This is a genomic window from Thioalkalivibrio sp. ALE31, from assembly GCF_000377405.1.
GTDB lineage: Bacteria > Pseudomonadota > Gammaproteobacteria > Ectothiorhodospirales > Ectothiorhodospiraceae > Thioalkalivibrio.
The window spans coordinates 24612-50039 of record NZ_KB905025.1; the positions used below are offsets into that span (position 1 = coordinate 24612).

General features: G+C 66.6%; 28 protein-coding genes. 5 read left to right on the forward strand and 23 right to left on the reverse strand.

The window, feature by feature from the left end; translation table 11 throughout:
- Window positions 1-3 precede the first annotated feature (3 nt).
- The 8 genes from pheT to D103_RS0110955 all read right to left on the reverse strand — a co-directional run bounded on the left by pheT (window position 4) and on the right by D103_RS0110955 (window position 8939).
- Window positions 4-2364 (reverse strand): phenylalanine--tRNA ligase subunit beta, encoded by a 2361-nt coding sequence (gene pheT, locus D103_RS0110920; RefSeq protein ID WP_018876826.1) that lies wholly within the window; start codon window positions 2362-2364, stop codon window positions 4-6.
- A complete protein-coding gene (pheS, locus tag D103_RS0110925) occupies window positions 2364-3392 on the reverse strand; it encodes a phenylalanine--tRNA ligase subunit alpha (RefSeq protein ID WP_018876827.1) in 1029 nt (342 codons plus the stop codon). The genes pheT and pheS overlap by 1 nt, the downstream gene beginning before the upstream one ends.
- 143 nt (window positions 3393-3535) lie before the next feature.
- Window positions 3536-3895 carry a 50S ribosomal protein L20 gene (rplT, locus tag D103_RS0110930; RefSeq protein ID WP_017925358.1) on the reverse strand — a complete coding sequence of 120 codons (360 nt, stop codon included), beginning with the start codon at window positions 3893-3895 and terminating at the stop codon, window positions 3536-3538.
- Window positions 3896-3915: 20 nt separating this feature from the next.
- Entirely contained in the window at window positions 3916-4113 is a 198-nt protein-coding gene (gene rpmI, locus D103_RS0110935) for a 50S ribosomal protein L35 (RefSeq protein ID WP_017942014.1), read from the reverse strand.
- Between the two features lie 102 nt (window positions 4114-4215).
- On the reverse strand, window positions 4216-4734 hold the full coding sequence (gene infC / locus D103_RS0110940) for a translation initiation factor IF-3 (RefSeq protein ID WP_081618407.1): 519 nt from the start codon (window positions 4732-4734) through the stop codon (window positions 4216-4218).
- A 22-nt stretch (window positions 4735-4756) separates the two neighbouring features.
- Complete coding sequence (gene thrS, locus D103_RS0110945) at window positions 4757-6673, reverse strand: threonine--tRNA ligase (RefSeq protein WP_018867319.1); 1917 nt, start codon at window positions 6671-6673, stop codon at window positions 4757-4759.
- 434 nt (window positions 6674-7107) lie between these two features.
- Complete coding sequence (locus D103_RS0110950) at window positions 7108-8091, reverse strand: MBL fold metallo-hydrolase (RefSeq protein ID WP_018876828.1); 984 nt, start codon at window positions 8089-8091, stop codon at window positions 7108-7110.
- 152 nt (window positions 8092-8243) lie between these two features.
- Window positions 8244-8939: a TVP38/TMEM64 family protein gene (locus D103_RS0110955; RefSeq protein ID WP_018876829.1), complete on the reverse strand. Its 696-nt coding sequence runs from the start codon at window positions 8937-8939 to the stop codon at window positions 8244-8246.
- Between the two features lie 60 nt (window positions 8940-8999).
- Here D103_RS0110955 and D103_RS0110960 point away from each other — a divergent pair, with 60 nt between their 5' ends.
- Complete coding sequence (locus D103_RS0110960; RefSeq protein ID WP_018876830.1) at window positions 9000-9995, forward strand: serine/threonine protein kinase; 996 nt, start codon at window positions 9000-9002, stop codon at window positions 9993-9995.
- Window positions 9996-10011: 16 nt separating this feature from the next.
- On the opposite strand, the gene D103_RS0110965 is transcribed toward D103_RS0110960, so the two are convergent.
- The 5 genes from D103_RS0110965 to D103_RS0110985 all read right to left on the reverse strand — a co-directional run bounded on the left by D103_RS0110965 (window position 10012) and on the right by D103_RS0110985 (window position 13390).
- The gene (locus tag D103_RS0110965) at window positions 10012-10434 is read right to left on the reverse strand and encodes a hypothetical protein (RefSeq protein WP_018876831.1); all 423 of its coding nucleotides are present in this window, start codon (window positions 10432-10434) and stop codon (window positions 10012-10014) included.
- Between the two features lie 272 nt (window positions 10435-10706).
- On the reverse strand, window positions 10707-11477 hold the full coding sequence (locus tag D103_RS0110970) for a DUF2063 domain-containing protein (RefSeq protein ID WP_018867314.1): 771 nt from the start codon (window positions 11475-11477) through the stop codon (window positions 10707-10709).
- A complete protein-coding gene (locus D103_RS0110975; protein ID WP_026279281.1) occupies window positions 11470-12354 on the reverse strand; it encodes a DUF692 domain-containing protein in 885 nt (294 codons plus the stop codon). Before D103_RS0110975 ends, D103_RS0110970 begins: the two co-directional genes overlap by 8 nt.
- Window positions 12344-12637 carry a hypothetical protein gene (locus tag D103_RS0110980; RefSeq protein WP_018867312.1) on the reverse strand — a complete coding sequence of 98 codons (294 nt, stop codon included), beginning with the start codon at window positions 12635-12637 and terminating at the stop codon, window positions 12344-12346. Before D103_RS0110980 ends, D103_RS0110975 begins: the two co-directional genes overlap by 11 nt.
- A gap of 117 nt (window positions 12638-12754) precedes the next feature.
- Window positions 12755-13390: a DoxX family protein gene (locus tag D103_RS0110985; RefSeq protein ID WP_018867311.1), complete on the reverse strand. Its 636-nt coding sequence runs from the start codon at window positions 13388-13390 to the stop codon at window positions 12755-12757.
- Window positions 13391-13561: 171 nt separating this feature from the next.
- On the opposite strand from D103_RS0110985, the gene D103_RS0110990 reads away from it, so the two are divergent.
- Entirely contained in the window at window positions 13562-14494 is a 933-nt protein-coding gene (locus D103_RS0110990; RefSeq protein WP_018867310.1) for an AraC family transcriptional regulator, read from the forward strand.
- A 9-nt stretch (window positions 14495-14503) separates the two neighbouring features.
- Here the strand turns inward: D103_RS0110990 and D103_RS0110995 are convergent, their stop codons facing one another.
- The 6 genes from D103_RS0110995 to sdhC all read right to left on the reverse strand — a co-directional run bounded on the left by D103_RS0110995 (window position 14504) and on the right by sdhC (window position 19088).
- Window positions 14504-15460 (reverse strand): NifU family protein, encoded by a 957-nt coding sequence (locus tag D103_RS0110995; protein WP_018867309.1) that lies wholly within the window; start codon window positions 15458-15460, stop codon window positions 14504-14506.
- Window positions 15414-15668, reverse strand: a complete 255-nt coding sequence (locus D103_RS0111000; protein WP_018867308.1) for a succinate dehydrogenase assembly factor 2 — start codon at window positions 15666-15668, stop codon at window positions 15414-15416. The genes D103_RS0110995 and D103_RS0111000 overlap by 47 nt, the downstream gene beginning before the upstream one ends.
- 136 nt (window positions 15669-15804) lie before the next feature.
- A complete protein-coding gene (locus D103_RS0111005; protein WP_018876833.1) occupies window positions 15805-16506 on the reverse strand; it encodes a succinate dehydrogenase iron-sulfur subunit in 702 nt (233 codons plus the stop codon).
- 80 nt (window positions 16507-16586) lie between these two features.
- The gene (gene sdhA / locus D103_RS0111010; protein WP_018876834.1) at window positions 16587-18362 is read right to left on the reverse strand and encodes a succinate dehydrogenase flavoprotein subunit; all 1776 of its coding nucleotides are present in this window, start codon (window positions 18360-18362) and stop codon (window positions 16587-16589) included.
- Between the two features lie 10 nt (window positions 18363-18372).
- Window positions 18373-18711 (reverse strand): succinate dehydrogenase, hydrophobic membrane anchor protein, encoded by a 339-nt coding sequence (gene sdhD, locus D103_RS0111015; protein WP_018867305.1) that lies wholly within the window; start codon window positions 18709-18711, stop codon window positions 18373-18375.
- Window positions 18708-19088, reverse strand: coding sequence for a succinate dehydrogenase, cytochrome b556 subunit (gene sdhC / locus D103_RS0111020; RefSeq protein WP_018867304.1), 381 nt, complete (start codon window positions 19086-19088; stop codon window positions 18708-18710). The genes sdhD and sdhC overlap by 4 nt, the downstream gene beginning before the upstream one ends.
- A 188-nt stretch (window positions 19089-19276) precedes the next feature.
- Here sdhC and D103_RS0111025 point away from each other — a divergent pair, with 188 nt between their 5' ends.
- Both D103_RS0111025 and D103_RS14255 read left to right on the forward strand, forming a co-directional pair.
- Window positions 19277-20323 carry a folate-binding protein YgfZ gene (locus D103_RS0111025; protein ID WP_018876835.1) on the forward strand — a complete coding sequence of 349 codons (1047 nt, stop codon included), beginning with the start codon at window positions 19277-19279 and terminating at the stop codon, window positions 20321-20323.
- A gap of 3 nt (window positions 20324-20326) precedes the next feature.
- The gene (locus tag D103_RS14255) at window positions 20327-20491 is read left to right on the forward strand and encodes a hypothetical protein (protein ID WP_012983248.1); all 165 of its coding nucleotides are present in this window, start codon (window positions 20327-20329) and stop codon (window positions 20489-20491) included.
- A 37-nt stretch (window positions 20492-20528) separates the two neighbouring features.
- Here D103_RS14255 and D103_RS0111035 read toward each other — a convergent pair whose 3' ends face one another.
- From D103_RS0111035 to D103_RS0111050, 4 genes are read right to left on the reverse strand one after another with little or no spacing between them, the layout of a single operon-like run.
- Window positions 20529-21962, reverse strand: a complete 1434-nt coding sequence (locus tag D103_RS0111035) for an FAD-dependent oxidoreductase (protein WP_018876836.1) — start codon at window positions 21960-21962, stop codon at window positions 20529-20531.
- Window positions 21962-22342, reverse strand: coding sequence for a DUF302 domain-containing protein (locus D103_RS0111040; RefSeq protein ID WP_018876837.1), 381 nt, complete (start codon window positions 22340-22342; stop codon window positions 21962-21964). The genes D103_RS0111035 and D103_RS0111040 overlap by 1 nt, the downstream gene beginning before the upstream one ends.
- A gap of 54 nt (window positions 22343-22396) precedes the next feature.
- Entirely contained in the window at window positions 22397-23536 is a 1140-nt protein-coding gene (locus tag D103_RS0111045; protein ID WP_018867300.1) for an acyl-CoA dehydrogenase family protein, read from the reverse strand.
- 34 nt (window positions 23537-23570) lie between these two features.
- Entirely contained in the window at window positions 23571-24119 is a 549-nt protein-coding gene (locus tag D103_RS0111050) for an OsmC family protein (protein WP_018876838.1), read from the reverse strand.
- Window positions 24120-24533: 414 nt separating this feature from the next.
- On the opposite strand from D103_RS0111050, the gene D103_RS0111055 reads away from it, so the two are divergent.
- On the forward strand, window positions 24534-25394 hold the full coding sequence (locus D103_RS0111055) for an ABC transporter ATP-binding protein (protein WP_018876839.1): 861 nt from the start codon (window positions 24534-24536) through the stop codon (window positions 25392-25394).
- Window positions 25395-25428 lie beyond the last annotated feature (34 nt).

Consider the following 25428-nt stretch of genomic DNA (forward strand, 5'->3'; position numbering starts at 1 on the left):
GCCTTATTGTCTCAGGGTTGCGTTGAACCGGGCCTGGAGATGCTGCATCACCGCGTCGGTGACGCCAGCCACATCCTGTTCGCCTAGGGTGCGATCAAAAGCCCGTAAAATCAAGCCCAAAGCCAGGCTCTTCTCGTCCGGATTCAAGCCCTTGCCCTGGTACAGATCAAACAGGCGGACATCCTGCACCAGCTCCAGGTCCAGCTCCCGGATGGCCGCCAGCACGTCGCCGGCGGCGACCGATTCGCCGACCACCACCGCCAGATCGCGCCGGATCGACGGATAGGGCGACAGCGGGCTGAACTGGGCCACCGGCGCGCGGGCCACGGCGACCGCGTCCAGGTCGAACAGGTAGACGGGCTCCACGTCGAATCGCTCGCACAGGGAGGGGTGCAACCGCCCGACCCAGCCAATCGCCTGGCCATCCACCAGGACGCGCGCTGACTGACCATCATGCAGCGCCGGGTGCCGTTCCATACGGAAGCCCAGCTCCCCGGAGAGCCGCTCGCAGAGGGTCTCCACTACCCCCTTCGCGTCAAAGAAATCGATCTTCCTCGGTGTCCCTTCCCAGTGCTCCGGTGCCGCCCGGCCACCGAGCAGACCGGCCAGGCGTGCCTCCTGGCGCAAGCCCGAGGCATCCGGCACAAACCGCAGACCATGCTCGAACAGCCGCAGATCCGGTTGCTGGCGGGCCTGGTTGTACGCCGCGGTGGTTACCAGTCCCGGCCACAGCCCGGAGCGCATCACTGCCAGGTCGGACGAGATGGGATTGGCCAGGGCCAGGGGTTCGACGTCCGGATAGAACGCCCGGGCCGTGTCCGCCGCAACAAAGCTGAAGCTGATGATCTCGTGAAACCCGCGGCGCGCGAGCCCGTCGCGCAGTGACCGCAGGGCATTGTCCGGGGTCACCGGCGCCACGGGCGTCGGCAGGGTCTGCGGCAGGGCATCGTAGCCGTGCACCCGCGCCAGCTCCTCGATCAGGTCCTCTTCGCGTTCCAGATCGAACCGCGCGCGCGGCGCCCGCACCGACCAGCCATTACCGACCGTCTCGACCTCGCAGTCCAGCGCCCGCAGGATGCGTTCGATCTCGGCGCCATCGAGTGTGATCCCCAGCAGCCGCTGGACCCGCTCCGGGCGCAGGGTGATCGCGCTCTCCCGGTGCGGAGCCGGCGTCTCGCCGGTCTGCTCGATCGGGCCGCACTGCCCTCCGCAGATCGCAAGAAGAAGCTCTGTGGCGCGCTCCATGGCCCGGGGGACCAGGGTGGGATCGACCCCGCGCTCGAAGCGGTGCGAGGCATCGGTGTGCAACCCGTGGGCCCGGGCGCGGCCGGCCAGGGCACGCGGGGTAAAATGAGCGCACTCGAGGATTACCCGCGTGGTGGCGTCGTCGACCGCACTGGCGGCCCCGCCCATCACGCCGGCGAGCGCCAGCGGCCCATCCTCTCCAGCAATCACCACGTCCCTGGGCGACAGCTTCACCGTCTGCTCCCCACCCAGCAGGGTCAGGGATTCACCCCCTTCCCCGCGGCGCACGATGATCCGTTCACCGGCGCGCCCGGCATCAAAGGCATGCAGGGGCTGGCCCAGCTCCAGCATGACGTAGTTGGTCACATCCACGATGGCGCTTAGCGGACGCACCCCGGCACGCCGCAGGCGTTCCGTCATCCAGACCGGTGTGGCAGCCTTCGCGTCCAGCCCCTCCAGCACCCGCGCCGCATACAGCGGGCAGGCCTCCGCATCGCGGACCTCAATGGCCACACGGGCTTCACTGGCCACCTGCACGCCCGGCATGTCCGGGGCGTGCAGCGGGCGATCGAGCAAGGCCGAACATTCGCGGGCAATACCCCGCATCCCCAGGCAATCCGCCCGATTCGGGGTCAGGTCCACCTCGAGGATGGTGTCGTCCAGCCCGAGGGCCTCGCGCAGGTCCAGGCCGGCCTCCAGGTCCGATGGCAGCGCCATCAGTCCCGCCGCATCCTCGGACAGGCCCAGCTCGCGGGCCGAGCAGAGCATTCCCTCGGAGGCCACCCCGCGCAGCTTCGAGCGCTTGATCCGGAAATCGCCGGGCAAAACCGCCCCCACCACGGCCACAGGCGCACGCATGCCCTCGTGCACATTGGGCGCCCCGCACACGATGGTCAGCGGCTCCGCCGCGCCAGCCGCGACGCGGCACACGCGCAGGCGATCGGCATCCGGATGCGGCTCCACCGAAAGGACATGACCCACCCGCACGCCGCTGAAATCCGGGGCCGCGGGTTCCAGGGCGTCCAGCTCCAGCCCTGCCATGGTCAGGCGATGCCCCAGCGCCTCCGGGGTTTCGTCGATCTGCAGCCATTCCTGCAGCCACTGCACACTGATACGCATTAGCCTGTCTGCCCGAATTGCCCGATAAAGCGGATATCGTTGTCGAAGAACAGCCGGAGATCATTCACGCCGTGGCGCAACATCGCCATGCGCTCCACCCCCAGCCCGAAGGCAAAGCCCGTGTACTGCTCGGCGTCGATCCCGACGTGCCCCAGCACGTTCGGATGCACCATCCCGCAGCCCATCACCTCCAGCCAGCCGGTATGGCTGCACACCCGACACCCCTCACCGCCGCAGTGCACGCACTGGATGTCGACCTCCGCCGAGGGTTCGGTGAACGGGAAGTAGGAGGGCCGAAACCGGGTGGCCAGATCATCACGGTCGAAAAAGGCCTGCAGGAAGGCGCTCAGCACACCGCGCAGATCCGCGAAGGTGATATCCGTATCCACGCACAGCCCTTCCACCTGATGGAACATCGGGCTGTGGGTCAGATCGGAATCACAGCGATACACCCTCCCGGGCGCGATGACCCGCAGCGGCGGCTTCTGCTGCTCCATGGTCCGGATCTGCACCGGCGAGGTATGCGTACGCAGCACCCGGTGGGCGTCGAAGTAGAACGTGTCGTGCATCGCCCGCGCGGGGTGATGCTCGGGGATATTCAGGGCCTCGAAGTTGTGGAAGTCGTCCTCCACCTCCGGTCCCTCGGCCACGCGGAACCCGAGACCGGCAAAGAAGGTCTCGATTCGTTCAAGCGTCTGCGTGATCGGGTGCAGGGCACCCGGCCCCGGCCGGCGCCCCGGCAGCGTCACGTCCACCCGCTCGCTGGCCAGCTGATCCGCCAGGGCCGCCTGCGCCAGCGCTTCCTTGCGCGCCTCGATCAGACCGGCGACCTCGGCCTTGGCTTCGTTCACCTTCTGGCCCGCGGCGGGGCGTTCCTCCGCCGTCAGCTTGCCGAGTTCCTTCAACTGGGCGGTAATCGACCCCTTCTTGCCCAGGTACTGCACCCGGACCTCATCCAGCGCCTTCAGGTCGGTGGCCGCCTCGATGCGGTCGCGCGCCTCGGCGACGAGCTGTTGCAGTTGCTCCACGTGCGTTCCCCGAAAATGATGGGCGACGGCTTACCCGCCGTCCCGGTGTTCCCTGTTCCCGAAACAAAAAAGGGAGGGCGTCGACCCTCCCCTTTCCGGGACCCGCCAGGCAGTGCCCGGCGGGTAATCCTGCAGGATCCTGCTCAGGCCGGCAGTGCGGCCTTGGCCTTTTCGGCGATCTTGCCGAAGGCGGTCAGGTCGTGCACGGCCAGATCGGCCAGGCTCTTGCGGTCGATCTCGATCTCGGCCTTCTTCAGACCCGCCATCAGGCGGCTGTAGGAGAGATCGAACTGACGGGCCGCCGCATTGATGCGGACGATCCACAGCGACCGGAACTGGCGCTTCTTCTGGCGACGGTCACGGTAGGCGTACTGGCCGGCCTTGATGACGGCCTGGTTGGCAACGCGGAAGACGTTCTTCCGGGCGCCGTAGTAGCCCTTGGCCTGCTTCAGGACCTTCTTGTGACGGGCGTGAGCGGTTACACCGCGCTTGACTCGTGGCATGTCTCGATTCCTCGGTCAGTTCAACGGTACGGCAGCAGCTTGCGCACGGCCGGGGCATCCGACTCGTGCACCATCGCCGGACTGCGCAGGTGACGCTTACGCTTGGTAGGCTTCTTGGTCAGGATGTGGCTGCGGTGCGACTGGAACCGCTTGAACTTCCCCGACCCGGTACGGGTGAAGCGCTTGGCCGCACCCCGATTGGTCTTGATCTTCGGCATTACTCTCTCCGGCATTTGGGGCCGTACCCGATTCGGGCCGGCCGTTTGTGAAAAGGCGATACGGGTATGCGGAGACCCGACCGCCCTTGTTGTCTGACCGGCCTACTTCTTCTTGCCGGTCAGCACCATGATCATCTGGCGCCCTTCCATCTTCGGGCGCTGTTCCACGACCGCAATATCGGCCATGTCCTGCTCGATCTTGTCGAGCAGCTCGCCACCGAGTTCCTGGTGGCGCATCTCGCGCCCGCGAAAGCGGATGGTGACCTTACCCTTGTCGCCGGCCTCGATGAACCGGCGCAGGTTGCGAAGCTTGACGTTGTAGTCGCCCTCGTCCGTACCCGGACGAAACTTCACTTCCTTGATCTGGATCTGCTTCTGCTTCTTCTTGGCTTCCTGCGCCTTCTTCGCCTGCTCGAACTTGTACTTGCCGTAGTCCATGATCCGGGCCACGGGCGGCTCGGCATTCGGCGAGATTTCGACCAGGTCCAGACCGCTTTCCGCGGCCATTTCCAGGGCCTCTGCAGTACTGCAGACGCCGCGATTCTCGCCCTCGGCGTCGATCAGTCGGATTTGCGGGCTGGTGATCTGATCGTTCAGGCGGACCGTTTTCGCTGCGCTAATAGCCTTCTCTCCAGTTCAAGGTTCAGTGTTGGCGACTCGCGACCTCCTCCCGGAGGCGCTCGCCGAAGGCCTCGAGACTCATCACGCCGAGGTCTTCTCCGCTTCGCGTGCGTACCGCGACCTGCCCGTTTTCCATTTCCTTGTCTCCAAGGACCAGCAGATACGGCACGCGCTTGAGCGTGTGCTCGCGAATCTTAAAGCCGATCTTCTCGTTTCTCAAGTCGGACTCGACCCGGAAACCCTTGTCCCGCAGCGTCTTGGTGACCTCGCGGGCGTAGTCGTCCTGGCGCTCGGTAATGGTCAGCACCTCGGCCTGCACCGGCGCCAGCCAGGTCGGGAAGTGCCCGGCGTAGTGCTCGATCAGCACGCCGAAGAAGCGCTCCACCGACCCCAGCAGCGCGCGGTGGATCATGATCGGGCGACGGCGCTCGTTGTCCTCGGCCACGTACTCCATGTCGAAGCGCTCGGGCAGGTTGAAGTCCAGCTGTACCGTGGAGCACTGCCATTCGCGGCCGATCGCGTCGTGGATCTTGATGTCGATCTTCGGTCCGTAGAACGCACCGCCGCCTTCGTCCACCGAATACTTCAGCCCCTTCTTCTCGATCGCCGAGCGCAGCGAAGCGGTCGCGTGCTCCCAGATCGCGTCGGAGCCGACCGCGTCCTCGGGCTTGGTCGAGAGGTTCACGTCGAACTTCTCGAAGCCGAAGGTCTGCAGGACCTCCAGCGTCAGGTCGATCACCGCCATCACCTCGGCCTCGATCTGGTCCTCGCGGCAGAAGATATGGGCGTCGTCCTGGGTGAAACCGCGCACACGCATCAGCCCGTGCAGCGCACCGGACATCTCGCGGCGGTACACCGTGCCCATCTCCGCCCAGCGCAGCGGCAGGTCGCGGTAGGAGTGCAGCCGGTCCTTGTACATCAGCACATGGAACGGGCAGTTCATCGGCTTGAGCTGGAAGGCCTGATGCTCGTCCTCCATCGGCTCGTACATGGACTCAGCGTAGAAGTCCGCGTGGCCGGAGGTCTTCCACAGCTCCAGGTTCGCGATGTGCGGCGACACGACGAAGTCGTAACCCGCCTTCTCGTGCATGTCGTACCAGTACTTCTCGATCTCGCGGCGAATGCGCGCGCCCTTCGGGTGCCAGAACACCAGGCCGCCGCCGGCCTCGTCCTGGATCGAGAACAGATCCAGCTCCTGGCCGATCTTGCGGTGGTCGCGGCGCTCGGCCTCTTTCAGGCGTTCCAGGTATTCCTTCAGCTGGTCCTTGTTCGGCCAGGCGGTGCCGTAGATGCGCTGCAGCATCTCGTTGTCAGAGTCGCCGCGCCAGTAGGCGCCGGCCACCTTGGTCAGCTTGAAGGCCTTCAGCTTGCCGGTGGACGGGATATGCGGGCCGCGGCAGAGGTCGACGAAGTCGCCCTGCTTGTACAGCGAGATGTTCTCGCCCTGCGGGATGCTGGCAATGATTTCGGCCTTGTACTCCTCGCCCATGTCGCGGAAGTACTTCACCGCCTCGTCGCGATCCATCAGCGAGCGCTCCACCGGCAGGTCCTGTTTGGCCAGCTCTTTCATCCGCTTCTCGATCTTCTCCAGATCCTCCGGCGTGAAGCCGCGGTCATAGGCAAAGTCGTAGTAGAAGCCGTTCTCGATGGTCGGGCCGATGGTGACCTGGGCCTCGGGAAAGAGCTGCTTGACCGCCTGCGCCATCAGGTGCGCGGTCGAATGCCGGATGATCTCCACCCCCTCGGGGTCGCGGTCGGTCACGATCGCGAGTTCGGCGTCATCGTCGATCTCGTGGCGGGCATCGACCAGCTGGCCATTCACCTTGCCGGCCAGGGTCGCCTTGGCGAGGCCCGGACCGATGTCCTTGGCCACATCCAGCACGGTGACCGGATGATCGAACTCGCGGCGGCTGCCGTCGGGGAGGGTTACTGCGGGCATTGCGAGGCTCCTTCGCCGACCCATACGCGGGGTCGAACGTCGCGTGTAAAAGATTGGAATTGCCGGAAACGACAACGGCGCGAAGCGTATCACACGCCCCGCGCCGTCGGCAGGTTTCCCGGCCAGCTGCCGGGATTCCCAAGGGAGACGCTGATTGAATCGCACGTCCGCGTTGGCGCCCCCTGTTTTCCGAGACAAGGCGCGTCGTGCAGCGGGTAGTGGTTCTACCCGCAAGCGGCGCAACGCAGGATCGGGGAACAGGGGGCACCAACCCCACAAGCCATTGAAAGCCGGGGCTCGGCCGCTTTTGCGCGCGCACGGCGTTACGGCTCCCTTGTGCAGAATGACTGCACGGCGGTCACCGCGCCTTGTTCGCACGCAAAAGCGAATCGAGCGCGGACGCGCGATTCAATCAGCGTCTCCCTAGGGGTGGCTTACATGTTGCCTTCGATAAACAGGTAGGTCCGGTTCACGTTCGGGCGGTGCCAGTCATCGTAATGACGCAGATGCTTGAACTCTTCCAGATCCGCGAGTCGGTCCACCACCTCGCTCAGGGATTCCCAGTCTTCGATCCCCGCGCGCACTTCGCGCACCAGCAACTCAAGGTAATCACCGGTATCCTGGCGCGCCTCGGCCATATCCGTCGCGCGGCCATGACCCGGCACCACAATCTCCGGGTCAATGGACTCCAGGTGCCGGAAGGCCTCCAGCTTTTCCACCGGGTTGCTGAACGGATGAATCCCCAGCATGCGCTCGGTATAGACGATATCGCCGGTAAAGACGACGTCCTCGCCCGGCAGATGGACCATGATGTCACCCGGGAAATGGGCATCCCCGGCATAGATCAGCTCGAAGTCCACGCCGCCCACGCTCAGGGTGTACTCATCGGCATCCACGGGGTTCGGTGCCGGAACCGGCTCGGTGCCCTCCATCGCCTCCTCACCCACGGAGTTGGCCAGCGAGGCGATTTGCCCCTCGCCCCGTTCGGCCTGGGTACTCGCGGTCCGCTGGAGTGCCACCAGTTCCGCGCCCTGCTCGTGGAAGTACCCGTTCCCCAGCCAGCGATGGTCCTGCGAGCCTACGGAGATCACGTGCGTGATCGGCTTGTCGGTCACGCCGGCAATCGCCTTTTCCATGCGCTGGGCTACCTTGTAGCTCGGGCCCGAATCGATCAGCACCACGCCCTCGTCCGTGACCACAAAACCGGTGTTGTTGGTGAACCCCAGATTGACCGGCGTGCGGTTCTCGAGCGAGCCATAGAAGTAGTAGACCCGGTCGGTCAGCTGGATCGGCTCCAGCACCTTTTCGATCGGTCGATCCAGCGGCTCGTCTTCCGCCTGCACCGCCATGGCGAGCCCCAGCAGACCCAGCGCGAGAAGTGCCGCCTGACCCTGGCGCAGAAGAATATTCAATGTCATGTAATTAACTCTCCTTGGGCCTGGCAGTGCACTCGGCGGACAGGCAAATCGATCCCGAAAGCCTTGAGACTGCAATCCCGCGCCTCTCGTTCCAAAGTCACAGCTTACCGCGCATCCGCACTACATGCGCACATGCAGATACGGTACCCGAATCAGCCCCTGCCGGCGTGCCGGCGCCGGGAGCGAACCGCGGTCACGCCCCAGCGCGCCAGGAGCGGAAACACACCCGTCGCGGCCAGGGACAGCAGCAGCACCGGCGACAGTAGCCCGTCCAGCCCCTGCAGCTGCCCCAGCTGCGTACCGGCATTGGCGAAAACGACCGTGGCCGGCAGCATCCCCACCAGCGACACCCAGAAATAGGTCCAGGTCCGGATCGGCAGGAGCCCCATCCCGGCATTCACCAGCAGGAACGGAAACACCGGAATCATCCGTAACGCGAAAAGATAGAACGCGCCCTCGCGGACGAAGCCTTCATTGATCCGCCCCAGCTGCCGGCCGTAACGCCGCTGCACCGCATCGCGCGCCAGCGCGCGGGCTGCCAGGAAGGTCAGCGTTGCGCCCAGCGTGGAGGCCAGTGACGACAGCAACGTCCCCCAGACCACCCCGAACAGGGCACCGCCCGCCAGGGTCATCACCACGATGCCCGGCACGGAAAACGCGGCGACCACCGCATACACCACAAAGAACAACACGGCCGTGGACAGGGGCCGTGCATCCCGCCACACCTCGATCTCCCCGCGTGCGGCCTTCAGGCTCTCGACGTCCAGCCCCGTCCCTACTCCAGCCAGCAGCCAGACGCCGACCAGAGCTGTCAGTGCGGCCAGCAGCCCCCAGTAGTAACGGTTCAAGCGCGGTTCCTCGCGTGCATCTCGGCGAAACCATGCGCGGCAAACCCGTACACTGCAAGGATGAGCACATCGCAACCGCATCCGTACGACGCACTGAAGCCCGGGGTCATCCTCGACGCGGTCGAGACCACCGGTCTGCGCTGCGACGGGCGCCTGCTGGCCCTGAACAGCTACGAGAACCGGGTCTACCAGGTCGGCATCGAGGACGCCACGCCGGTAATCGCCAAGTTCTACCGGCCCGGACGCTGGTCGCCGGATGCCATCCGCGAGGAACATGCCTTCAGCCAGGAACTCGCCGCGCGCGAGGTCCCGGTGGTTGCCCCGCTGGCGGACGACCGGGGCGAAACGCTGCAGGAACACGCGGGCTTCCTGTTCGCCGTCTACCCGCGCTGCGGTGGCCGCGCGCCGGATCTGGAGCAGCGCGAGACGCTGGTGCGCATTGGCCGCTTCATCACGCGTATCCACGAGGTCGGGCGCGCCGACCGTTTTCGCGAGCGTCCGGTACTGGATCCCGTGCCACGTGGCGAGGAAGCGCGCCAGGCCGTGCTCGCCTCCGGCTATCTGCCACTGGAACTGGAATCGGTCTACCGCGACCTCAGCGCCGACCTGCTCCAGCGCATCCAGCGCACACTCGACAGCATTGGCCCGGTCCAGCAGCTGCGCCTGCATGGCGACACCCATCCCGGCAACATCCTGTGGACCGACGACGGGCCGCACTTCGTGGATCTGGACGATGCCTGCACCGGTCCGGCGATGCAGGATCTGTGGATGTTCCTGTCCGGCGAGCCCCCGGAGATGGCGTGGCAGATGCAGGCCCTGCTGGAGGGCTACGAGACCTTCGTGCCGCTGGATCGGCGCGAGCTTGGGCTGATCGCCCCGCTGCGCACGCTGCGCATCCTGCGGCATGCCGCCTGGCTGGCCCGCCGCGCCGACGACCCGGCCTTCATCGACGGCTTCCCGGTCTTCTACACCCCGCGCTACTGGGAAGACCACATCCTCACCCTGCGCGAGCAGGCCGCCGCCCTCGACGAGCCCGCGCTCGAGCTGGGTTACTGAACCACCGGTCACGGCCTCACCGCAGATTCCGGATGAGCTCCAGAACCGAGTCGCGGGTGTCGTCCAGAGCCGTCAGCAGCGCCTCCTCCGCCTCGCGGGCCAATTCGTCGTCCCCGTGCAGGTGCCGCGCATGCTGCGCCCTGGTAGTGTGCAGATGGAGCCCATGCGCCGGCAGTGGATCCGGTAGGACGGAGGTCAGATCCCGTACGCTGGCCGCGCGGCCCCAGCCCCGTATCCAGGTTTCCGCATCGCCAATCCCGGCTGGCACATCGCTCTCGACCGGATGGAAATAACGCCGGTAAAGAACTACCTGCTGGAGTTCGTTGATCTCGCGCGTCAGTTCGAAGGACGCCTGGCGCCAGTTGCGGTGCAGTTCCGATGTCTCGTTGCGCCAGGTGTTGTAGCCGAGGGAGGAGATCGCGATCATCAGCGAGATCATGGCGACGCTGTGCCGGCGCAGTTGGGCCCGTATCCGGTGCCGCCGAGGAACCCGGAGGACATCAGCCCTCGGCACTCGACGCCCGACTCCGTCTACCAGATACCTGAACCAGCCCCTCAGCTTGCCGCCCATTGACGCTCGCCTCACTGAAACCGGGGAAACACTGATCAATGTTTCCCAAAGGCTTTCTGTTTCAGTAACTAGCGTCTTTCACCGGCCTTTCCCATGCCCGGGCGTCCGGGTCTGCGGTGCCGGCGTCCAGTCCCTCTCCCTCAGCCGGAAACACCTTCCGGCCGCGTCCCCACAATGGCGCCCAGGCCACGGTAGTGCTCCAGGAGCTGGCGGCCACTGGCGACCAGGTCATCGGTGACCTCCAGTTCGAAATCGCCAGCCACCCGACGGATCTGTTCGGCGCCCGTCGCCGGCGCCTCGAGCACACGCCACAGCAGGCGGGCACCGAGCGGATTCAGCTCGGCGAAGCGCACCCGCTCCTCGCCCGAGCGATAGGCCAGCAGATAGGTCGGGACCTCACCCGGCTGTTCCGGCTGGAACTCCGCCCCGATGCGATGCACCGGATACTCGTAGGCGAGCAGACGCGCGGTGGCGGAGAACACCGGGACCCCGGTCATCAGGTCGCCGGTGCGGTCGAGGTCCGCGGGGCAGACGTCTTCGGCGTAGACCAGCTCGGTCTCCACCCGCTCGTAATGGGCCAGTTCCGCCAGAAACGGCGGATCGCCGGGCTGCGCCGAACGCTCGTCCGCCAGGTAGCGCACGAACTCCGCCGCCAGTTGCGGGAAGTACGGCGTCTCGCTGCCATGATCACGGTAGAAATCACGTACCAGCTGTTCCCATGCGGCGGCTTCCAGCAACCCGCGCAAGACCGGAAACCCCCTGGCCAGCAGGTTCGCCACGTTGTTGAAGAACAGCCGCCGGTAGATCTCCAGGCGCCGGCTCTCGATGCCTTCCGGCGCCGGGTAGCGTTCGGGGTCGCGCAGATGCCGCGCGAATGCCGCCTGGATCTGCTGGAAGTCGGTCTCAGGCATGCAGGATACGCTCTTCCTGCCCTGCCCGCGCCTGGAGCTGCATATCGCGGATGCGGTTGGTCTCCGCCAGGAGCTCCTCCAGCGGCGGGAAATTGAAATCACGCTCGAGCAGCGTCGGCACCGGGCCGATGCGCGCGTAGGTCTCGCCCAGCAGATCCCAGACATCGCTGCAGATCGGCTGGCCATGGGTATCGACGCGCAGATCCGGCGCCTCGGCCTCGTGCCCCGCGATATGCAGATAGCGCACCCGCTCCAGGGGCATCGCGTCGAGAAACTCGGTCGGCGCGTAGCCGTGGTTGATGCTGTTGACGACCACGTTGTTCACGTCCAGCAGCAGGTCGCAGTCGGCCTCCTCCAGCACCGCGCGAACAAACGTGATCTCGTCGAGTTCGGCCCCCACCGGGGTGTAATACGAGACGTTCTCCAGGGCCATCCGGCGCCCGAGGATGTCCTGTACCTGACGTACGCGGTCGGCCACGTAGTGCACCGCCGCCTCGGTAAACGGGATCGGCATCAGGTCATACAGATGCCCCTGGCCATCGCCACAGGCCGAGAGATGCTCGCTGTAATCCTCGATCCCGTGAGTATCCAGGAAGGTCCGCAGGTCCTGCAGGAAGGTTCGGTCCAGCGGGCGCGGCCCGCCGATGTCGAGGGACAGCCCGTGGCAGACAAAGGGCTGGGCCTCGGTATATTCGCGAAAGATGCGCCCCAGGCGTCCGCCCAGGTGCATCCAGTTCTCCGGCGCCGCCTCGAAGAAGCCCAGGCGTTCCGTCGCCTCCGGGGCCTCGGCCAGCGGGCCCAGAAGGGCCCGCCGCAAACCGAGCCCGGCACCGCTGACGCGGGCCGGGTTGACGGGCCTGACGCTCCTAGCCGCCACAGGTCCCCTCGCCACAGGCCCCTTCGGAATCCTTGTCGTCGCCGGATCCGCCGCAGGTGCCTTCGCCACAGCTACCTTCGCTGTCCTTGGGTTCTCCGGCACCGCCGCAGGTACCTTCTCCGCAGGCCCCTTCGGCCAGCATCAGCGGCGACTGGCCACCCTGCTGATAGCCGTGGTTCAGGTCGGCCGATGCGAACACCGGGCTGGTGGCCATGGCCATACCGATCGCCGCGCTGCCGACGGCCCCGGCGAGGGTCTTGGTGGAAAACAGATCGTTCTTCATGATTTCACTCCTCGTCTTGCGATTATGGGCCCTTGGCTTATAGATCCTTGGGTTATAGACCCTTGAGCTATAGAACCCGGCCCCGTTCAGTAATGGCTGCTCGCACAGCTCTTGGTGTTATCCCCTGCTCATCATCCTCCGACGGATGTAGTAGTCGATGCTGACATAGCGCCCCGCCCCCCAGAAGAACAGGACCAGCAGCATCACGAAAAAGGTCGCGGCCATCTCGATCCCGTTGTTGACGATGGCAAAGTTCCCGGTCTCGGTCAGCCAGTTATAGTTGCCGTGTTCCTGCAGGATGGACTTGGCCCGGTCCAGGCGCATCTGCGCCTGCTCGATCCCGGAACAGTTGAACAGACACATCATCGGGTCGGAGATGCGCTGCCAGCCGTGTTCGAGATGCACGGTGACCGCCGCCACGACCATCGTGATCATCAGCGGGATGGAGAACCAGCGCGTGGCCAGCCCAAGCAGCAGCGCGATCGCGCCCAGCACCTCGGCATAGGCCGACAACAACACCATCAGATACGGGAACGGCATGCCCAGGCCCCAGTCCGCGTTGCCGAACCACATCACCACGCTTTCCTTCGGCAGCAGCCCGTCCAGCTTGTTGGTCCCCGCCATCCAGAAGATGGGGGCGAGGTAAAGCCGCAACAGCAAGGGCGCCAGGAAATCCGCGCCGCGCGTCCAGTCAAGCCAGCCCTGTATCCGTACCATCAAGTTTCCCGTCGCGCCCATGATGCCCTTCTCCATTTCGTCTGCTACTGGATGAAAGCCTAGACCGACCGCGTCGCCAGTACGCGGGGTCAGACGCCGGCGTTTATGTTCGAGCGTCCAGATCCCCCCCTTATGACCACAAAACGGCGGAAACCCGGGGCGCAACGGTCTAAGGTGAATCCCAACCACAAGGGAAAAGGACGTTCAATGGATATCAGCCCGCACGAAGACGTGCTGTCGACGGTACTGGCGGCCTACAACCTGCGCGCGCGCATCGACACCAACCCGCGGCTGTGCGGGGAATGGCAGCTCAGCACCGCGGGTTCGGGGAATGCCAGCTTTCACCTGGTCGGCGAAGGCGGCTGCTATCTGCACATGGAGGATATGGCCCCGGTCTGGATGGAGGCCGGCGATCTCCTGTTGCTGCCCCACGACGACTGGCACCTGATGGCCAGCCGCGACACCGTGCCCGATCGGGACAACCACCTGACGCTGGTCGAGGGTGCGGATCCGCCGGACACCCCGGTCACACAGCTCCTGTGCGGGCACTTCGAGTTCGATTCCGGCCGGCGCAACCCGATCCTGGCCGCTCTCCCCGACCACATCATCATCCGCCGTCGCGAATCGGGCGAACGCCTGGCGCATCTGGCGGATCTCATGAACATCGAACTCGCGGAGCGTTCCTCGGGCTACCGGCCGGTGCTGGATCGTCTGGCGGATACGCTGTTCGTGATGGCCGTGCGCCATCACATCTGCACCCAGCGCGAGCACTCGGAGGGATCCCTGATCGCGGCCCTGGCGGATGACCGCATCCGCCGCGCGCTGGATGCCCTGCACGCCCGGCCCGAGGCGAGCTGGACCCTGGAAGGCCTCGCCAGCGAGGCGGCCATGTCGCGCAGCAGCTTCGCCGAGCGCTTCCACACCCTGGTCGGGCAGACCCCCATCGACTACCTGACGCAGTGGCGCATGGTCCTGGCCGAGCGGCTGCTGCGCGATGGCCGCGAGTCGGTCGCCAGCGTGATGGACGCGGTGGGCTATACCTCGGAGGCGGCCTTTCGCAAGGCCTTCAAGCGGGTACACGGGTTCGGGCCGGGACGCCTCCGGCAACTGCTGCGCCGTCTGGGCTCCGGCCCGGCCTGAAGGCAGCCGTCAGAAGGTATTCGCGACGCTGGCCACGCCCGGTGCCCGCGAGCGGACCAGGCGTTCGACGACATTCTTGAGATCTAGCGTGGAACGCGGGCAGCCGACACAGGCTCCCTTCAACCGAACCCGCACGGTGCGCCCATCGAGTTCGACGAACTCGATATCGCCCCCGTCCTGCATCAGGATTCGCCGCGCCTCCTCGATCGCGGCGCGCACGGCGTCCTCGTCGATCGGACCGTCGGCGGGCACGTCCGCCGCCTCGCGTTGCGCATGGGTCTGGGCACGGTCCAGACGCAGCGCGAGTTCCGGGTCCAGCTCCTCGATCGCGTCGAGTTCTTCTTCACTGTAGACGTGATCGGGCTCGTCGCTCAGCAGATGCGAGACGTCCACCATCACCTGCGCATTGTCGGGTCCAGCCATGCTCGGGCCTCCGGGTACTCGGCTTTTGGCCAGTATAGCAACGCCCCGCTCCAGCCCAGCGCGAAGCCGCACCCGCCAGCCGGGATCCGCTTCCTCGCGCCCCGGAGGCCAGCGCAGGCGCATGCGCAAGCGGCGCAGGTCCTCCGGGTGCAACCGGCCCGCGTGCAGCCAGAGACGCCGGACCCGACCGGTCTCCGGGAGCCGGACCACCAGGATCACCATCCCGCGCAGCACCCGGGTATCGGGCAGGATCTCCACCCAGTCCACCCGCTCCTGGCGCAGTCCTTCGGCCGTGGCCAGCCACGTCGCGCCATCGGGCGTCTGGCCCAGCCAGTCCCAGGGCGGCGGCCGTGTCCGTCCTTGCCATACCCAGCCGGCCACCGCCAGCCCGAACGCGGGCATCAACGCCCACAACGGACTGTATGCGAGCACGTACCCCACGACCGCCAGCAGCAGAAGGATCTGGCCCGCGAGCGCGAGCCGGGGAAGAACCAGGTCAGGCCGAAGGTGCAGCCGCAGCGGCGGCGCGGATCGCCGGGACAAGCCGGGCTATCCCTTCATCCACCGTGGCCTGGCGACCCATGACCACATCCAGCAGCACATTGTCGGGGTAGTCGAGCAGGCGCTCGAAGGCATCGCGACCCTCCTGGTCCAGTTGCGCATATCCCTGCGCGAGAAACTGCCCGAGCAGCCAGTCGTTCTCCAGCATCCCGCGGCGGCAGCGCCAGCGAGTACGGCTGTCGGGTTCCATCACAAAAACGCCCGTCCAGCCCCCCCGTAGGAGCCTGCTTGCAGGCGAAGCCCCTGCCCGCGTCTGGCTTTGGCAGGGGCACTCGCCTGCAAGCAGGCTCCCACGGGGGCTAAACCACCTTTGGGCATCCATCCACTCACAGCGACTTTTTCAGCATGGTGCGGCGGATGTCGCTGATGGCCCGGCTCGGGTTCAGGCCCTTCGGGCATACCTGCGTGCAGTTCATGATCGTGTGGCAGCGGTAGAGTTTCCAGGCATCGTCCAGCTCGGCCAGGCGGTGATCGGTGGCCTCGTCGCGGCTGTCCTGGATAAAACGCGCGGCCTGCAGCAATGCGGCCGGGCCGAGGAACTTGTCCGGATTCCACCAGTACGACGGACAGGCGGCGGAACAGCAGCCGCACAGGATGCATTCGTACAGACCATCCAGCTGGTCACGATCCTCCGGGCTCTGCTTGCGCTCGACCTCGGGCTCCGGGCTGTCGTTGACCAGCCAGGGCTCGGCCTTGCGGTACTGGTCCCAGAAGTTGCCCATGTCCACGATCAGGTCGCGGATCACCGGCATCCCCGGGAACGGGCGCAGCGTGACCGGCGCTTCCAGATCCGCCAGCGGCGTGATGCAGGCTAGACCGTTCGTGCCGTTGATGTTCATGCCGTCCGAGCCGCAGACCCCGTGCTGACAGGAGCGGCGAAAGCCCAGGGAATCGTCCTGCTCCTTCAGCAACAGCAGCGCATCCAGCAGCATCATCCCCGGCTCGACCTGGTCGTCGGGCAGGGTGAAGCGCTGCATCTTCGGCAGCGTATCCGTCTCCGGGTTGAAGCGGTAGATCGAGAATTCCATCCGTACCTTCCTTCAGCGCCTGCTGATGCGGTTCGCGGCGCGAACCGCATCCCGCAGAGCGTTGCATTCCCGACAGGCCATCAGTACACGCGCTCCTTCGGCGGGAACGAGGCCACGGTGTTCGGCTGGGTGCGCACCGGCTTGTAGTCGAGGCTGTCGTCCGCCAGCGAGTACAGGCTGTGCTTGAGCCAGTGCTGGTCGTCGCGCTCGGGGAAGTCGATGCGCGAATGTGCCCCGCGGCTCTCCTCGCGCCCCAGCGCGGAGCGGATGGTCGCGATCGCGCAGTCCATCAGGTTCTCCAGCTCCATCGCCTCCACCCGTGCGGTGTTGAAGGTGGCCGAGTGGTCCGCGATCACTGCATGGTTCAGGCGCTCGCGCAGCGCGCGGACCTTCTCCACCCCCTCGCGCATCACCTCGTCGCTGCGGAATACCGAGCAGTGGTCCTCCATCACCTTGCGCAGTTCGCGCTTGAGCGGTTCGACCTGCTCGGCGGAGCCGTCGCCCGGGTCCTTGCGATCCCAGCGCGTCAGTCGCGCCATCGCCTGCTCCACGGCCGTCTCGTCCAGCGGCCGGTGGTAGCGGTTCTCGGCCAGGTACTCGAGGATGTGGTTCGCCGCTGCGCGGCCGAACACCAGGATGTCCAGCAGCGAGTTACCGCCCAGACGGTTGGCCCCGTGCACCGAGACACAGGCGGCCTCCCCGGCCGCGTACAGCCCCGGCACCGGGTCCTCCGGGGTGTCCTTGACCGGCGCCACCACCTGGCCAAAGCGGTTGGTCGGGATCCCGCCCATGCTGTAGTGACAGGTCGGAAAGATCGGGATGGGCGCCTCGATCGGATCCACCCCGAGGAAGGTGATGCTCGTCTCGCGGATGCCCGGCAGACGCTGCATGATCGTGTCCGCGCCCAGATGGCGCAGATCCAGCAGCACATGGTCCGCGTCGCGCCCGCAGCCGCGGCCCTCGCGCACCTCGGTGGCGATGGAGCGGCTGACCACGTCGCGCGAGGCCAGGTCCTTGGCCCGCGGGGCGTAGCGCTCCATAAAGCGCTCGCCCTCGGAGTTGATCAGGAACCCGCCCTCGCCGCGCGCGCCCTCGGTAATCAGCATGCCGCGCCCGGCGATCCCGGTCGGGTGGAACTGCACGAACTCCATGTCCTCCAGCGGCACCCCGGCGCGCAGGGCCATCGCCATACCGTCGCCGGTATTGATCAGGGCGTTGGTGGTGGTGCGGAACAACTGCCCCGCCCCGCCGGTGGCGATCAGCGTGGTCTTCGCCTCGATCACGATCGGCTCGCCGGTCAGGATCTCGAAGGCCAGCACACCGAGCACGAAGCCCTGCTCGTCGCGCAGCAGGTCCACCGCGAAGTACTCGTCGAAAAAGTGCGTGCGCGCGCGCAGGTTCTGCTGGTACAGCGAGTGCAGAATGGCGTGCCCGGTGCGGTCAGCCGCCGCACAGGTGCGCGCCGCCTGGTCCTGGCCGAAGTTCTGGCTCTGCCCGCCGAATGCGCGCTGGTAGATATTGCCGTTGTCCAGGCGCGAGAACGGCACGCCGAAGTGGTCCAGCTCGTAGACCACCTTGGGCGCGGCGCGGCACATGTATTCGATTGCGTCCTGATCGCCCAGGTAGTCCGACCCCTTCACGGTGTCGAACATGTGCCAGTGCCAGGAGTCCGGCAGCACGTTGGCCAGCGCGGCGTTCACCCCGCCCTGCGCGGCCACCGTGTGCGAGCGCGTGGGAAACACCTTGGAGACCACCGCGACCTGGGCATCGCCGTTGGACAGCTGCAGCGCGGCGCGCAGGCCCGCGCCGCCGGCGCCGATGATCAGGGCGTCGAATTTGCGCCGTGCCACGTTCATGCCAGTCCCTTCATGCAAGCCCCGCTCGAATCAGAATGAATAACGCCCACAGGCCCGTCAGGAGCAACCCGCCGCCACCGAGCACGAACACCACAAGCCGTGCACCGGGGGCGTGCACGTAGTCCATCGCCACGTCGCGCAGGCCGATCCACGCATGCAGCCAGAGCAGCAACACGAACACGGCTGTCAGCAGCCCCACCACCGGGTGTCCCATCACCGCCAGCCAGGCCGCATGGTCCGCCGGCGCGGCCAGCACGAAGAACCCCAGGGCGAGAATTACGTACACGCCCACATAGACCGCCGTGATGCGCTGCAGCAGCCAGGCGCGCTGTCCGCTCAACAACTTCACAGCACCAGCCCCAGCCAAACCAGCGCGGTGGCCAGAAGGCCGGCGTACAGCGCATCACGCGCCGTGCGCAGCGAGCCCTCGCGATCCTCCCCGATACCAAATTCCATCAGCAGGTAGCGAATGCCGGCGAACAGGTGATGCAGCAGCCACCACAGCCCGAGCGCCAGCGCCGCCAGGCCGAGCGGATGGTGGATGATCGCGATCACCTGTGCGAAGCCCGCGGGGCTGGCCAGGGAGCGGTCCAGCAGCCAAAGCAGCACGGGAATCGACAGAATCAGGAAGACGCCGGTAATCCGGTGCAGAATGGAGACCACGGCATTCAGCGGCAGTCGGATCTTGCGCAAATCCAGAAAGACGGGACGTCCCTGCCGAGTCATGCCACCCCCTTGAACAAAGATAAAGAATCCAGGGCTGACACCCTGTGAAAGGTTCGTCTACTATCGAGCCGCTTGGTTCAGCTTACCACCTCAATCCAGTGCAGCGCTGCCTTTCCGGGCGTCCCGGCCACCGATGGCGAATCGGTCCGGCGGCGCGCGGCGACGAGCACTGCCACAGGAGAATCCCGATGCGCGAAGACTGGAAACACCACTTGATCGACGCCGGCGCCGAGTTCGAGGAGGACGACCTCCTGCACTACGGCAACCCGGAGCGCGAGCGCCGCATGGCCGTCAACGGCGAAGTGATCTGCGACCTCTCCCACCGCGGTCTGCTGGAGGTGCGCGGCGACGACGCCACCGACTTCCTGCAGGGGCAGTTCGGCAACGACATCCACGCGGTGGACGCGCAGCACAGCCAGCTCTCCAGCTACTCCAGCCCCAAGGGGCGGGCCTATGCCGTGTTCCGCGTGCTGCGCACGACGGACGGCTACCTGCTCGAGATGCCGGCGGACCGGATCGAGCCGGTCGCCAAGCGCCTGCAGATGTTCGTGCTGCGCGCGAACGTGATCATCGAGCACGCCGGGGACTCCCGCATCCACTTCGGCTTTTCCGGACCGGATGCCGAGAAGGAGCTGACCAACGCTCTGGGCGTGTGTCCCGGCGCACCGGAAGAGGTGATCGAGAAGAATGGCGTGACCGTCGTCCGGGTACCCGGACTGCACCCGCGCTTCGAACTGTTCGGCGAGATCGACGCCATGCGCCGCGCCTGGGACAGCCTGAACGTCCACGCGGCCCCGGTGGGCCCGCGTGACTGGGCACTGCTGGACATCCTTGCCGGCGTCCCGACGGTGGTGGAGGAAACCACCGAGATGTTCGTCCCGCAGATGCTGAACCTGCACGCCCTCGGCGCGATCAGTTTCGAGAAGGGCTGCTACCCGGGGCAGGAGGTGGTGGCGCGCATGCACTACCTGGGCAAGCTCAAGCGGCGCATGTTCCGCCTGGCCATCCATACCCAGACCCCGCCGCAACCCGGCTCGCCGGTCTTTCGCGCGGACGGCAAGCCGGAGCAGTCGGATGGCGAGATCGTCGCGGCCGAACTCCACCCGGACGGGCTCTACTCCGCCCTTGCGGTCGTGCAGGTGGCCGCCGCGGAAGGCGAGCTGCGCTGGGGTGCCCCGGATGGTGCAACGGCCGAGGTGGTCGATCTCCCCTACGCCGTCCCGGAAGGAGCCTGACGCATGCGCTTCCTGTTCTTCTTTTTCGTCCTCATCCTGCTGGCGCTGTGGGCGGCCTTCTTCAGCCGCCCCAACAACCCCACGCTGTCCAACTGGCTCTACGTGCTGGCCGGTGTACTGGCCGTGCTGTTCCTGATCGGCTACCTGCGGCTCGACGGGGTCATATGAGCCCGCTTCGGGCCGGCCACGCCGGCCCGGTAGCGCATCACGACGCCAGGCGCGCCCGGGGATCCGCCACTGGTTTGCCCAGGCAGGTCTCCAGTTCGCGCGCCCGCCGCGCGTGCCGCCCCGACAGGGCGAAGCCGGCGAGCCGTCCGTCGGCGTGATATTCCAGGTGGCGCCCGTCCCCATCGGCGCTGATCTCCACCCATTCCCCGGTATCCACCGGCGGCGGGCAGACATTCAACGGCAGGCTCCCCGTCTTGACCTGTACGACACCGGCATCCGGTCGGTAGACCGTCGCCTCGCCCGACAGGGTCCGCGCCAGCGCCGCGGCCTGGCCGCGCAGGGTCTCCACGTACGGACGCAGCCGGCCCTCGAACTCGCAGCCATCGCCCAGGGCGAAGATCGCCGGATCGGTGGTGCGCAACAGCGCATCCACCTCGATCCCGCGATCGCAGGACAGGCCCACGCGCTCCGCCAGCTCGCGCTGGGGCTCCAGGCCCAGGGCGCTGATCACGACCTCGGCCTCGAGGGTCTCGCCGCCCGCCAGCACCAGGCGCTGCGTCGCCTCCGTTACCGGTTCAATGCGCTCGACGGTGGCCTCGGTGTGCCACTGCACGCCGTGGTTGCCCAGCGCCTGCCGCAGATCGGCTCCCAGCTCCGACGGCAACAGCCCGGCCAGGGGCCCCGGCGCGCACTCGATCAATTGCACGGGGTGGCCACCCGCCGCCAGGTCGTCGGCCAGTTCGCAGCCCACCAGCCCGGCCCCGATGATCGCCACCCGGGTATGGGCGGGCGCGCCGCCGCCGGCCTCCAGGGCCGCGCGCAGGACCCGATAATCCTCCAGCGTGTTCACGGCCAGGGGCGCCGCGGCGCCGCCCGGGAACGCAATCCGGCGCGGCCGGGCGCCGGTGGCCAGCACCAACTGGCCGTAAGGCACACCTCCGCGCGCTGTGATAAGGCGCTGCTGCGCACGGTGAATATCCAGCACCCGCACGAAGGGCATCAGGTCGATCCCGAGCCGCGCCGCCCGCGCCGATCCGGTCTCTTCGACCAGGTCCTCGATCGCGGTGCCACGCGCGAAGGCGTTGGAGATCCGCGGCTTGGTGTAGTAATCGCCCGAGTCGGCCGTCAGCAGGCGGATGGTCCGCCGCGGATCCCGCTCGCGCAGGGCCTCGGCCAGGGCCCAGCCGGCCATACCGCCACCGACGATCACCACCGCATCCGGGTCGGCCATACCGCTCCCGGCACTCCAGGCCATCGCGGCGGCGCCCGCGTCCGCCGTTTCGGCGCGCGGTTCCAGCGCGGTGAAGTCGGCCTTGGTCACGTTGCAGTCGGGGCAGTACCAGTCGTCGGGGATATCCTCGAAGCGGGTCCCCGGCGCCAGGCCGGAATCCGGATCGCCCTTGGCCTCGTCGTAGATATAGCCGCAGACCTTGCAGATATAGCGCTTGAATGCGTCGGTTTCGGTACTCATCACGCGGCCTCCACGGCGTCGAGAATGGCCTGCAGTTTCGGGTCCAGTTCGGATCCGATGGCCTCCAGGTCGGGGTTGGCCCACGGCGCGAACACCTCCCGCGCGGAACGCGTGCTGATACGCAGGATGTCGCCATCACCGGACACATGGATACGCAACGGGATGTCGATGCCCGCAGGCTTGCAGGCCTCCCAGACACGCACCGCGTAGCTCGGGTGAAAGACCTCGAGGATCTGATCCGTCGGCACCTCGACCCCGATCTTCGCGGCATTGGCCTGACCATTGATATGCGAGACCAGCTTCAGGCCCTGGGCATCGATCGCCGCCTTCAGGGTGTCGACGGCCGCCTCGGGATCCATTCGGGTAGTGATTTCCAGCATGGCGATTCCTTGATTCGGCCCGGGGCCCGGGGGCCCCGACCGTGGGTGGTGGTTTCAGTGCGCGTGGATGCGCGCAAGCTCCTTGCGCAGGTGCTTGATGGCCGGTGTCACGATGGCCACAAAGTACGACTCGCGCAGCTTGCGCTGGGCCGCCGCATCCGCCTTGTATCCGCGCGCCCCGCAGTGCAGCAGGGCCGACTGCGACGCGCGCAGGGACAGCTCGGACCCGGTCAGGCGCATCTGCAGCACGTCCGCGAAGAACCGCTCGGATTCGTCGAACGGCGTCTCGGCCAGCGCATAACAGGCCGCGCGCCCGTCCTCCAGGGCCTCTTCCAGTTCGCCGACCTGGTCGTCGAGATAGCCGTTTACGTGCGCCAGGGTCTCGTTGGCCTCGCGCATCGTGCGAAGGCAGCCGTCGATGAGCCCCAGCCCCATGCCCATCTGCAGCAGCACGAAGCCCGGACGGATCCGGCGGATGTACTCGGGGAGCGACTCGGCCAGCACGTGCGCATCGGGCACGAATACGCGGTCGAAGTGGCAACCGAAGGTGCGCGACCCCTCCAGGGCCGTGAACTCGGGGCAGGCCGTCAGGCTGAAACCGGGGTCGGCGCAGTTGATCAGTGCCATCACCGGGCGCGGGTTCGCGTCGGTGGTCCGGAAGATCGCGCCGAAGTAGTGATCCTCGCCCAGGTTGGACACCCAGGGCAGCGACCCGGAAACCACATAACCCCCATCCACGCGTTCGGCGGAGAGTTTCAGGTCCTCGATGTTGGCGAACCATTTCATCGGGTTGGACAGCGCGGTGGCGCCCAGCGCCTCGGCATTGGCCAGCTTCGGCAGCGCCTCGCGCTTGAGTGTGTCCGAGCTGCTGTTCTCCACGTACCAGGCGCAGGCGTTCTGGCACCAGGCCACGAACCCGGTGGTCATGCACTCGGCCGAGATCACCTCGGTGGCGCGGATCGCGCTGGCAATGTCGGTGGTGCCACTGGCGTTCTGGCTGGCCAGATGGCGATTGAAGGCGCCGAGGCGGCCAGCCTCGCGCAGAAAATCCTCGGGGTACAGGCCTTCGCGGTCGATACGGGCGGTCAGTGGCGCGAGGTCGCGTTCCACCAGCGCCTGCAGCGCGGCGTCGGCATCCGCCGGCCCTGCGGCCGGCGACACCCCCGTCACGTCTTGAGTGCGGGTTTCAAGCATTGGGTTTTACTCCCGTAAAGATCCAGTAACCGGTTCAGGCCAGCTCGACGCTGACGTTGACCGGGTTGCGCATGGTGTTGGCGACCGGCGACCAGAAATCGGCATGCGCCACCAGGTCCTGGAGCTGCTCCTCGCTGGCATCGCCTTCCAGGTGCGCCTTCACGCGGATGTCGGAGAAACCGAGGTGCTTGTTGACGTCGGTGTCGCCCACGCCCCATACGGCGGTCACGTTGATATCCCCTTCCAGGGTGAGTTCGAGCTTGGTCAGCGTGATGCCGCGGTCGATCGCGTTGGCGTGCATGCCCACCGACAGGCAGGCGCCCAGGCTGGCGAGAACGGCCTCGGAGGGATTCGGCGCGGTGTCGTCACCGAGCAGGTGCGGCGGCTCGTCGATTACGTGGGCATCCAGATCGCGCACGTAGGTCAGGTTGCGGAACTTGCCCTCGCAGACCGTGGTGGCCTTCAGGGTCACGATGCTTTCGGGGTTGGCCTTGCCCTTGGCGGCCAGGCCGTTCAGGCCGTCCTGGTCGATCGGCTCCAGGCCGTTGACGGTCAGGGAGGTGGTGGCTTCGGCTACGGACATGGTGATACTCCTCGCAGTTGGGATTCGTGGTTCCCCGGCGTTCGACCGGGTCACCCATCCCGGTGCAGAAGCCGTGCCAACATCGCGCACACCGCACCACAATGCCGTTTTCGGGACGTCGCTCCGGAATCGCCCCGTCACCCGACGACCATTTCGTCCACTTTGTCCACCCGGAATCGGCCGCTTTGTCCGGATTGTCCATTGCGCATGCCCCGCGCCGGATCGCCCCGGCTTGCCGGCGCACCCACCCTGCCTCCCGGTATTTCGCGTCAGCACGCCGTTTCGAACCCGCCAACGATGAAAATCCCGGGGATCAGGACGGGTTTGGCACGTCCCTTGTAAGGAACCTTCTGAACGCGCCGCCGAAGCGATCCGCCCGGCGGCTCATGAACGAAGGATCAAGAGGGACACGCCATGGGCGCCGCCATCTCCATCGACTACATCACCCATCACTATCCCGGGCAGGAAGCCCCCACGCTGAAGGACATCCAGGTCAACATCGCGCCGGGCGAGACCGTGGCCCTGATCGGCCAGAGTGGCTGCGGCAAGTCCACCCTGCTGCACATGCTCGCGGGGTTGCTGATGCCCAGCGATGGCTGCGTGCGCATCAACGGCCACCAGGTGATCAAGCCGAGTCCGCGCTGGAACATGATGTTTCAGAAGCCCTCGCTCTACCCCTGGATGACCGTGCGCAAGAACGCCTCGCTGGGCCTGATCTTCCAGGGCCGCAAGCGCGACATGCGCGAGCGCATCGACCAACTGCTGGAGACCGTCGGCCTGACCGACAAGGCCGAGGTCAACGTGCAGTCGCTCTCCGGCGGCCAGCAACAGCGTGTCGCCCTGGCGCGCAGCCTGGCCACCGACCCCGAGCTGCTGCTGCTCGATGAACCGTTCTCGGCTCTGGATGCCTTCACCCGGGTCGCCCTGCAGGACGAGGTCACCCGCCTGGCCCGCGAGCGCGGCATCTCCGTGGTGTTCGTCACCCACGACATCGAGGAGGCCGTGGCCATGGCCGACCGCGTGCTGGTCATGGGCTCCAACCCCGGCACGATCACCGCCGAGCTGAGCATCGAAATCGACCACCCCCGCGACCGCAACAGCCAGGCCTTCGTCGACCGCAAGGCCGAACTGATGGGCTACTTCGGGGCCACCCGTAGCCCGGCCGCCGCCCCGGAAGCCGCCGGGTCCGAGACCGCTTCGCCTGAAACGGAAGACGAAGGCCAGGCGACCGAACCGACCACATCCGAATCCCGGGCACGCGTACGCGCTGCCTGATCCACCGCCGCCACTGCCCGACCCTGACCGAGGA

Excerpts from the sequence above, each read along its gene's own strand:
- D103_RS0111040 (WP_018876837.1), bottom strand. The coding sequence starts at position 22,342 with ATGCTGGAAATCACTACCCGAATGGATCCCGAGGCGGCCGTCGACACC.
- D103_RS0110980 (WP_018867312.1), bottom strand. The coding sequence starts at position 12,637 with ATGAAGAACGATCTGTTTTCCACCAAGACCCTCGCCGGGGCCGTCGGC.
- pheT (WP_018876826.1), bottom strand. The coding sequence starts at position 2,364 with ATGCGTATCAGTGTGCAGTGGCTGCAGGAATGGCTGCAGATCGACGAA.
- D103_RS0110985 (WP_018867311.1), bottom strand. The coding sequence starts at position 13,390 with ATGGAGAAGGGCATCATGGGCGCGACGGGAAACTTGATGGTACGGATA.
- D103_RS0111035 (WP_018876836.1), bottom strand. The coding sequence starts at position 21,962 with ATGAGTACCGAAACCGACGCATTCAAGCGCTATATCTGCAAGGTCTGC.
- D103_RS0110950 (WP_018876828.1), bottom strand. The coding sequence starts at position 8,091 with ATGACATTGAATATTCTTCTGCGCCAGGGTCAGGCGGCACTTCTCGCG.
- sdhA (WP_018876834.1), bottom strand. The coding sequence starts at position 18,362 with ATGAACGTGGCACGGCGCAAATTCGACGCCCTGATCATCGGCGCCGGC.
- D103_RS0111045 (WP_018867300.1), bottom strand. The coding sequence starts at position 23,536 with ATGCTTGAAACCCGCACTCAAGACGTGACGGGGGTGTCGCCGGCCGCA.
- D103_RS0111005 (WP_018876833.1), bottom strand. The coding sequence starts at position 16,506 with ATGGAATTCTCGATCTACCGCTTCAACCCGGAGACGGATACGCTGCCG.
- sdhC (WP_018867304.1), bottom strand. The coding sequence starts at position 19,088 with ATGACTCGGCAGGGACGTCCCGTCTTTCTGGATTTGCGCAAGATCCGA.
- D103_RS14255 (WP_012983248.1), top strand. The coding sequence starts at position 20,327 with ATGCGCTTCCTGTTCTTCTTTTTCGTCCTCATCCTGCTGGCGCTGTGG.
- D103_RS0111050 (WP_018876838.1), bottom strand. The coding sequence starts at position 24,119 with ATGTCCGTAGCCGAAGCCACCACCTCCCTGACCGTCAACGGCCTGGAG.
- D103_RS0110960 (WP_018876830.1), top strand. The coding sequence starts at position 9,000 with ATGAGCACATCGCAACCGCATCCGTACGACGCACTGAAGCCCGGGGTC.
- rplT (WP_017925358.1), bottom strand. The coding sequence starts at position 3,895 with ATGCCACGAGTCAAGCGCGGTGTAACCGCTCACGCCCGTCACAAGAAG.
- rpmI (WP_017942014.1), bottom strand. The coding sequence starts at position 4,113 with ATGCCGAAGATCAAGACCAATCGGGGTGCGGCCAAGCGCTTCACCCGT.
- D103_RS0111025 (WP_018876835.1), top strand. The coding sequence starts at position 19,277 with ATGCGCGAAGACTGGAAACACCACTTGATCGACGCCGGCGCCGAGTTC.
- D103_RS0111000 (WP_018867308.1), bottom strand. The coding sequence starts at position 15,668 with ATGGAACCCGACAGCCGTACTCGCTGGCGCTGCCGCCGCGGGATGCTG.
- thrS (WP_018867319.1), bottom strand. The coding sequence starts at position 6,673 with ATGCCCGCAGTAACCCTCCCCGACGGCAGCCGCCGCGAGTTCGATCAT.
- D103_RS0110965 (WP_018876831.1), bottom strand. The coding sequence starts at position 10,434 with ATGATCTCGCTGATGATCGCGATCTCCTCCCTCGGCTACAACACCTGG.
- D103_RS0110990 (WP_018867310.1), top strand. The coding sequence starts at position 13,562 with ATGGATATCAGCCCGCACGAAGACGTGCTGTCGACGGTACTGGCGGCC.
- D103_RS0110970 (WP_018867314.1), bottom strand. The coding sequence starts at position 11,477 with ATGCCTGAGACCGACTTCCAGCAGATCCAGGCGGCATTCGCGCGGCAT.
- D103_RS0111055 (WP_018876839.1), top strand. The coding sequence starts at position 24,534 with ATGGGCGCCGCCATCTCCATCGACTACATCACCCATCACTATCCCGGG.